Raw genomic sequence first — 6526 nt, forward strand, 5'->3', positions numbered from 1 at the left:
TTGGCGGACAAATCCACTTGAGTGAAAGTCTTTTTAGCTAGACTGTGAACTAATTTCGCTCCGGTCCGTACCTCTCTCCATGAACCCGATCTACGCCGCGCTCGCCTTCCTCCTGGCGCTTGTGTTCACCCTTGCAGGTGTCACCCGCGCCGGTTCATGGCTGATCGAGCGCCGCAATCCGCCGATCGGCGACTTCGCGGATATAAACGGTGCCCGCATCCACTACGTTCACATTCCGGCCGGGGAAAACGCCTCACTGCCGCCGATCGTCTTTATCCACGGCGCCAGCGCCAATCTCAGGGATCAGATGCTGCCGTTGAGGCCCTTGCTGGAAGGCCGTGCCGAGATGCTGTTCTTCGACCGCCCGGGTGCAGGCTGGTCGGCGCGCGGCCCCGGCAACAACGAGACCCCATCGGCACAGGCCAGCACCATCGCAGCGCTGATGGACCATCTCGGCATCAGGAAAGCCATCATCGCCGGCCATTCCTTCGGCGGCTCGGTGACCACCGCCTTCGGCCGCGAGCATCCCGACAAGACGCTCGGCCTAGTGTTCATGGCGCCTGCCACCCATCCCTGGCCGGGCGGCGCGACCGCCTGGTACTACAATTTGACGACCATTCCGATCGTCGGCCGGCTTTTTTCCGAAACGCTGACCTATCCGTCGGGAAGGCTGCAGATGAATGCCGCCACCGCCTGCGTCTTTGCCCCCAATAAGGTGCCGGACTTCTATGTCGCCGAGGTCGCGATCCCGCTGGTGCTTCGGCCGAACGCCTTTCGTGCCAACGCCACCGATGTCGCCGGGCTTTATCGCTACACGCTCGATGCCGCACCGCACTACCGCGATATCAGGGCGCCGACTGTGGTCATCTCGGGCGACCGCGACAAGGTGGTCTATGCAACGATCCATTCGGTCGGCCTCGTCCGCGATATCGCCGGGGCCGAACTGGTCTGGGTCCGCAATCTCGGCCACAAGCCAGACTGGATAGCACCCGATCTCGTTGTCGGCGCGATCGAAAAGGTCGCCGGCAGGGACGTGGACCTCCAGGCAATGGCGAAGGCCGTGGAAATCAGGATTGCCGGCGACACCTACGGTGCCGGCAAATGCGCCGACATCAAAGCCCCGGAAGCCGAACTCGCGCCAATTTAGAGCAACCGAAATCATTCGAAGCGACGGCCAAGCCTAGCGGCGGGCCTGCACGTCCGATCCGACATAGGCGATGCGCAGCATGTTGGTGGAGCCGGGCGTCCTCAACGGCACGCCAGCGGTGATGATGACCCGGTCGCCGGGCTTGCCGAACCCCTCGTCCAAAGCGATGCGGCAGGCGCGGTCGACCATGTCGTCTAGGTCGATGGCGTCGGGCGAGACGACGCAATGCGTGCCCCACAAAAGCGACAGCCGCCGCGCCGTGTTGACGATCGGCGAAAGCGCGACGATCGGCACCTGCGGCCGCTCGCGCGCGGCGCGCAGGCCGGTTGTGCCGGACGCCGTATAGCTGATGATCGCCGACAGTTTCAGCGTCTCGGCGATTTCGCGGGCGGCAAGCGAAATGGCGTCGGCGCCGGTCGCTTCCGGCTCCGAGCGCTGCGCATTGATGATGCCGGCATAGGTCGGGTCGGTTTCGACCTTGCTGGCGATGCGGTTCATCATCGCCACCGCCTCGACCGGGTAGGCGCCGGCCGCGGATTCGGCCGAGAGCATGATGGCGTCGGCGCCTTCGAACACGGCGATCGAGACGTCCGACACCTCGGCGCGGGTCGGCACCGGCGCGGTGATCATCGATTCCAGCATCTGCGTGGCGATCACCACCGGCTTGCCGGCGCGGCGCGCGGCGCGGGTGATCTGCTTCTGGATGCCGGGCACGGCTTCGAGCGGCATTTCGACGCCGAGATCGCCGCGGGCAACCATCAGTGCGTCCGAAAGTTCGATGATCTCGGCCAGCCTGGCGACGGCTTGCGGCTTTTCGATCTTGGCCATGATCAGCGCCCGGCCGCGCGCGATCTTGCGCGCTTCCGCCAGATCCTCCGGCCGCTGCACGAACGACAGCGCCACCCAGTCGACGCCAGTGGCCAGCACAGCATCGAGATCGCTGCGGTCCTTTTCGGTCAGCGCGCCGACCGGCAGGTCGGTGTCGGGCAGGCTGACGCCCTTCTTGTCGGAGATGCTGGTGCCGGCGACGACGGTGCAGACGATCGCCTGTCCGTCGCTCTCCACCGCCTTCAGCTCGAGCTTGCCGTCGTCGATCAAAAGACGGTGACCGGCCTCGACCGATCTCAGGATTTCCGGATGGGGCAGATAAACCCTGGTCGAGTTGCCGGGCTCGGGATTGTCGTCGAGCGTGAAGGTCTGGCCGAGTGTCAGCGTCTCCTTGCCGTTAGCAAACTTGCCGACCCGAAGCTTGGGTCCCTGCAGGTCGGCGAGAATGCCGATCGGCCGGCCGACCGCTTTCTCGACGGTGCGAATGCGACCGACAAGTGTGCGCATCAATTCATGATCGGTGTGGCTCATATTGATGCGAAACACGTCGGCGCCGGCTTCGAAAAGCTTCTTCAGCATGTCCTCGGAGGAGGAGGCCGGACCGATGGTGGCGAGTATCTTGACCTTGCGGCTGCGTCTCATTGACTGTTTGTTCCCGGGGCGGCTGGAACGCCCCCCGTTGCGGGGTCATCGGTCAGCTGGACCATCCAGCTTGCCTGCTCGCCCGTGTCATATTCCTGGAATCCGGCGCGCTGGAAGCCCCGGGCGACGCAATCGCTAACGCCGGCGATCTTGAACTCTTTTTCGGCCACGCACATGTTGATCGGACCATCCCAGCGCCCGCCGCGCTCGGCGTCTTCTGCATAAAGATAGTAAAATCTTGATGACAGCGGGCCCTCGATCAGCGTCTTGCAGCTCGAACCCTCGATGTGCCACCAGCCTTCGGTGATCCAGCCGGCCTTGGCGCGATAGCCGATGCCGACGCCGACCAGGTTCTGCGTGGCGTTGCAGACACGGAAATCGGCGCGCGCCGGCGAGGCAGCAACCATCGCGGCGAGGCCCACAGCGAAGGTCAGGAACGGCATGGCGAAGGCATAGCGCACACGCGGCCTGCCGGCGGAACCCATCCTGAATCCTCTCAAGAACCACATTTGCATCTCTCAACGCCCCTTTTCGGAAAAGTCCGGGCGCATGTCAACGCGCCCTTTTGCTCAATTCCAATCGATTTAGAAAGGCCTCTAGCGCACGGTCAGTCGCCTTCTGCCAGATTTCCGCAGAAACCGTGGCCAAACGACGACATTGCGTAATCGTCCCCTTCGTGGAATGAGGATACCATCCTCCCCCGAAGCCAGCGAACAGACCATTTCCCGCCGATGACCCGATCCACAGTTTTCGCGCCTTTCGACGTCGTCGAAGGCGATCGCAAGCGAGGCATCGTGCTCCTGGCCGATCACGCCCGTCGCGACCTGCCGGAAGAGTATGGCAGCTTCGGCCTGCCGGCGGCGGAATTCGACCGCCACATCGCTTACGACATCGGTGTCGAGACGGTGACGCGCGAACTGGCCGCTTTGCTCGGCGTGCCGGCGGTACTCGCCAATTTTTCGCGGCTTCTGATCGATCCCAATCGCGGCGAAGACGATCCGACATTGATCCGCCAACTCTATGACGGCACCGTCATTTCGGGGAATTATCCACTTACCTTGAAAGAACGTGAAAGGCGGCTCGACCGCTTCTATCGACCCTATCACGATGCGGTCGGCGCCATGATCGCCTCGGTGGCGCAGGCTTGCGCAAGCGCCCCCTTCATCCTTTCGGTGCATTCCTTCACCCCGTTCATGCAAGGGTTCGTGCGCCCTTGGCATGTTGGCATCTTGTGGGATCGCGACGACCGGGTGGCGCGACCGCTGATCGACATGCTTGCGAAGGACAAAAGCCTTATCGTCGGCGACAATGAGCCCTATGACGGCGCGCTGCGCGGCGACACCATGTTCAGGCATGCCATCATCAACGGCTTCGCCCATGCGCTGATCGAAATCCGTCAGGACCTGATCGCCGATCGGCAGGATGCGGTCGCCTGGGCCGAACGGCTGGCGCCGATCGTTGACGCGATCAATCGCCGTCCCGATATACATCGGGTCAAACGATTCGGCTCGCGCACCGGGCCGCTCTAAGGAGGCCCAAGGAGGCCAAGAACACATGACCGAATTCAGCGACGAGCAGAAACGCGATTTCGAAGCCGCCGCCTTCCGCCGACTGGTCGCGCATCTGCGCGAACGCACGGACGTACAGAACATCGACCTGATGAACCTCGCCGGCTTCTGCCGCAACTGCCTCTCCAACTGGTATCGCGATGCCGCGGAGGCCGAGGGTGTCGATCTCAGCAAGGACCAGTCGCGCGAGATCATCTACGGCATGCCCTATGCCGAATGGCAGGCGCTCAACCAGGCCGACGCCTCCAATGCCAAGAAGGCCGAGTTCGAGGCAAGACGCCCCAGGGATCACTGAGACCACGATCCCGAAAAGTGGAAACCGGTTTTTGGATAAGATCGTGGTCGAACAAAGCCCGACCAGATCGGCTTCATCAACCTGGGTTCAAGCGAGCCGTTTGGCCCAAGCACTTTTCAAGAACGAGTGCTTGACTGCAAATTGAATCGATCTAATTTGCCACGCGAAGCCATTTTCGGACCGGATTCTACATGATGGACACGCTAAACCGCATGCAGGCCGCCATTCGTGGACGATGGGCCGTGGCGGCCATCTTCCTGGCCAATGGCTTTCTGACCGGTGCCTGGGCGCCGCAGATCCCGGTGGTGCTGACCCGGCTGGATATCAGCAAGTTCACGCTTGGCCTGCTGATCCTGCTGTTCGGCGCCGGCGCGGTCACAGCGATGACCTGGTGCGGCCACCTGATCTCCAGGCATGGGTCGCGCAGCGTGCTGCGCTGGTTCGGTCTCATCGGCAGCTTCGGCCTGCTGGTTGTGGCGCTGGCTCCAAACGTGCCGCTGGCGGCCATCGCCATGTTCATCTTTGGCGGTTCGATCGGCGGCATGGATGTCGCCATGAACGCCAATGCGGTCACGGTGGAACGGCGCTTGTCCCGGGCCATCATGTCGTCCTCGCACGGCTTCTGGAGCCTTGGCGGTTTCGCCGGCGGCGCTCTCGGTGGCCTCGCCATCCAGAATTACGGTCATCTCGCCCATGCGACGGTGGTGACGGCGCTCGCTTTCGCCGTGATTTCAGTGGCAGTCCGCTACCTGATTGCCGAGGACAAGCCGCCCCAAGCGTCCTCGGGGGTAATCGGGCATCGCAAATTCGCGCTGCCTGGAAATCCGCTGGTCTATCTGGTCGGGCTGATGGCGCTGATGACGATGATCTCCGAGGGTGCGGTGCTCGACTGGGCAGCGCTTTACCTGCAACAGGAACTCGGCACCGACCTCGCCGTAGCTGGTTTGGCCTACGCCGCTTTCTCCGGAGTCATGGCCGTCATGCGCTTCGTTGGCGACGGGGTCCGTAACCGTTTCGGTGCCGTGACGACACTGCGCGTGTCGGCGCTTGTCGCCGCCGCCGGCATGCTGGTGGCCGGACTGGCGCCCTCGCCCTGGCTCGCCATCTCAGCTTTTGCCTTTTGCGGCTTCGGCATCGCCAATATGGTGCCGATCCTGTTTTCGGCCGGCGGCAACCAGGAAGGCATGTCGTCCGGCACCGGCATGAGCGTCGTCACCACAATGGGCTATTCCGGCATTCTGGTGGCGCCGTCGGCAATCGGCTTCGTCGCCGAGCATTCAAGCTTCGGTCCGATCTTCGTCGCTTTGTCGGGACTGCTGGTCGTCGTATTCTTGATGGCCGGGCTCGCTCACCGCGCCGAATTCGCGCCTGACGCGGCCCCGGCCGAATAGCGCTTCAACTCCTCATAGAGGAAATCCGCGACACGGCGGATGCGTACGCTGGTGCGCACGTCGCGGTGCATGGCCGAGAGTTGTCGCGATCGCAAAGAACCATGCCAAAGATCAAATGCTACAGCGCTGTGAGTCCAAAAGGACGCGCAGCGCTGTAGCTTTCGTCCGCACCAATCTCCGGGTCAAATCCTGCCCATCAGCAGCAACACCAGCAGCACGATCAGGATGACGCCGACGATGCCGGAGGGACCATAACCCCAGGAACGCGAATGAGGCCATGCCGGCACCGCGCCGATCAGAATGAGGATCAGAATGATGATGAGAATGGTGCTGAGCGTCATGAGAAACTCCCCGCTTTGAGGCATTCCATGACAGGACAATGCAAAAGGCCGCTGGGTTGTTCCCGGCGGCCTTTTCTACCTGGGCTGAAGGGAGCGACCTATTCGGCGGCCTTCGGGAAGTCGATCGCCGGCTCGTCGAGCAAGCCCGGCCCTGCGGAGGTCTCCATTGTCGCATCGGCTGGCGTCCCGCGCCGGAACACCCGACGGAAGAATGCATAGAAGCGGCTGTTCTTGCTGCGCGTGAACACCATCAGCATCGACGGTGTCACCACCAGAGTCAGCAAGGTGGCGAAGGACAGGCCGAAGACGATCGC

The 6526-nt window shown here is 62.8% G+C and carries 8 protein-coding genes and 1 pseudogene; 4 read left to right on the plus strand and 5 right to left on the minus strand.

Annotated features, from left to right (window positions below):
* Positions 1 to 79: 79 nt before the first annotated feature.
* Complete coding sequence (locus AC0L3H_RS10645) at positions 80 to 1147, plus strand: alpha/beta fold hydrolase (RefSeq protein ID WP_473585403.1); 1068 nt, start codon at positions 80 to 82, stop codon at positions 1145 to 1147.
* A gap of 33 nt (positions 1148 to 1180) precedes the next feature.
* On the opposite strand, the gene pyk is transcribed toward AC0L3H_RS10645, so the two are convergent.
* Both pyk and AC0L3H_RS10655 read right to left on the minus strand, forming a co-directional pair.
* On the minus strand, positions 1181 to 2617 hold the full coding sequence (gene pyk, locus AC0L3H_RS10650; protein WP_023797023.1) for a pyruvate kinase: 1437 nt from the start codon (positions 2615 to 2617) through the stop codon (positions 1181 to 1183).
* On the minus strand, positions 2614 to 3102 hold the full coding sequence (locus AC0L3H_RS10655) for a DUF1036 domain-containing protein (protein WP_023797022.1): 489 nt from the start codon (positions 3100 to 3102) through the stop codon (positions 2614 to 2616). Before AC0L3H_RS10655 ends, pyk begins: the two co-directional genes overlap by 4 nt.
* A 246-nt stretch (positions 3103 to 3348) precedes the next feature.
* Here AC0L3H_RS10655 and AC0L3H_RS10660 point away from each other — a divergent pair, with 246 nt between their 5' ends.
* The 3 genes from AC0L3H_RS10660 to AC0L3H_RS10670 all read left to right on the plus strand — a co-directional run bounded on the left by AC0L3H_RS10660 (position 3349) and on the right by AC0L3H_RS10670 (position 5871).
* Complete coding sequence (locus AC0L3H_RS10660) at positions 3349 to 4146, plus strand: N-formylglutamate amidohydrolase (RefSeq protein WP_473585404.1); 798 nt, start codon at positions 3349 to 3351, stop codon at positions 4144 to 4146.
* Between the two features lie 25 nt (positions 4147 to 4171).
* Positions 4172 to 4480, plus strand: coding sequence for a DUF1244 domain-containing protein (locus tag AC0L3H_RS10665; protein WP_473585405.1), 309 nt, complete (start codon positions 4172 to 4174; stop codon positions 4478 to 4480).
* 194 nt (positions 4481 to 4674) lie between these two features.
* A complete protein-coding gene (locus AC0L3H_RS10670) occupies positions 4675 to 5871 on the plus strand; it encodes an MFS transporter (protein WP_473585416.1) in 1197 nt (398 codons plus the stop codon).
* Here AC0L3H_RS10670 and AC0L3H_RS10675 read toward each other — a convergent pair.
* From AC0L3H_RS10675 to AC0L3H_RS10685, 3 genes and pseudogenes are all read right to left on the minus strand, one after another.
* Positions 5829 to 5945: pseudogene (locus AC0L3H_RS10675) on the minus strand (LysR family transcriptional regulator); the annotation flags it as partial. The gene AC0L3H_RS10670 and the pseudogene AC0L3H_RS10675 sit on opposite strands and share 43 nt — an antisense overlap.
* Before the next feature lie 108 nt (positions 5946 to 6053).
* The gene (locus AC0L3H_RS10680) at positions 6054 to 6212 is read right to left on the minus strand and encodes a DUF3309 family protein (protein ID WP_091593346.1); all 159 of its coding nucleotides are present in this window, start codon (positions 6210 to 6212) and stop codon (positions 6054 to 6056) included.
* Positions 6213 to 6310: 98 nt separating this feature from the next.
* Positions 6311 to 6526 (minus strand): hypothetical protein (locus AC0L3H_RS10685; protein ID WP_473585406.1); only part of this gene is annotated, 216 nt, incomplete at its 5' end.

This window comes from Mesorhizobium sp. WSM4816 (genome assembly GCF_055811535.1).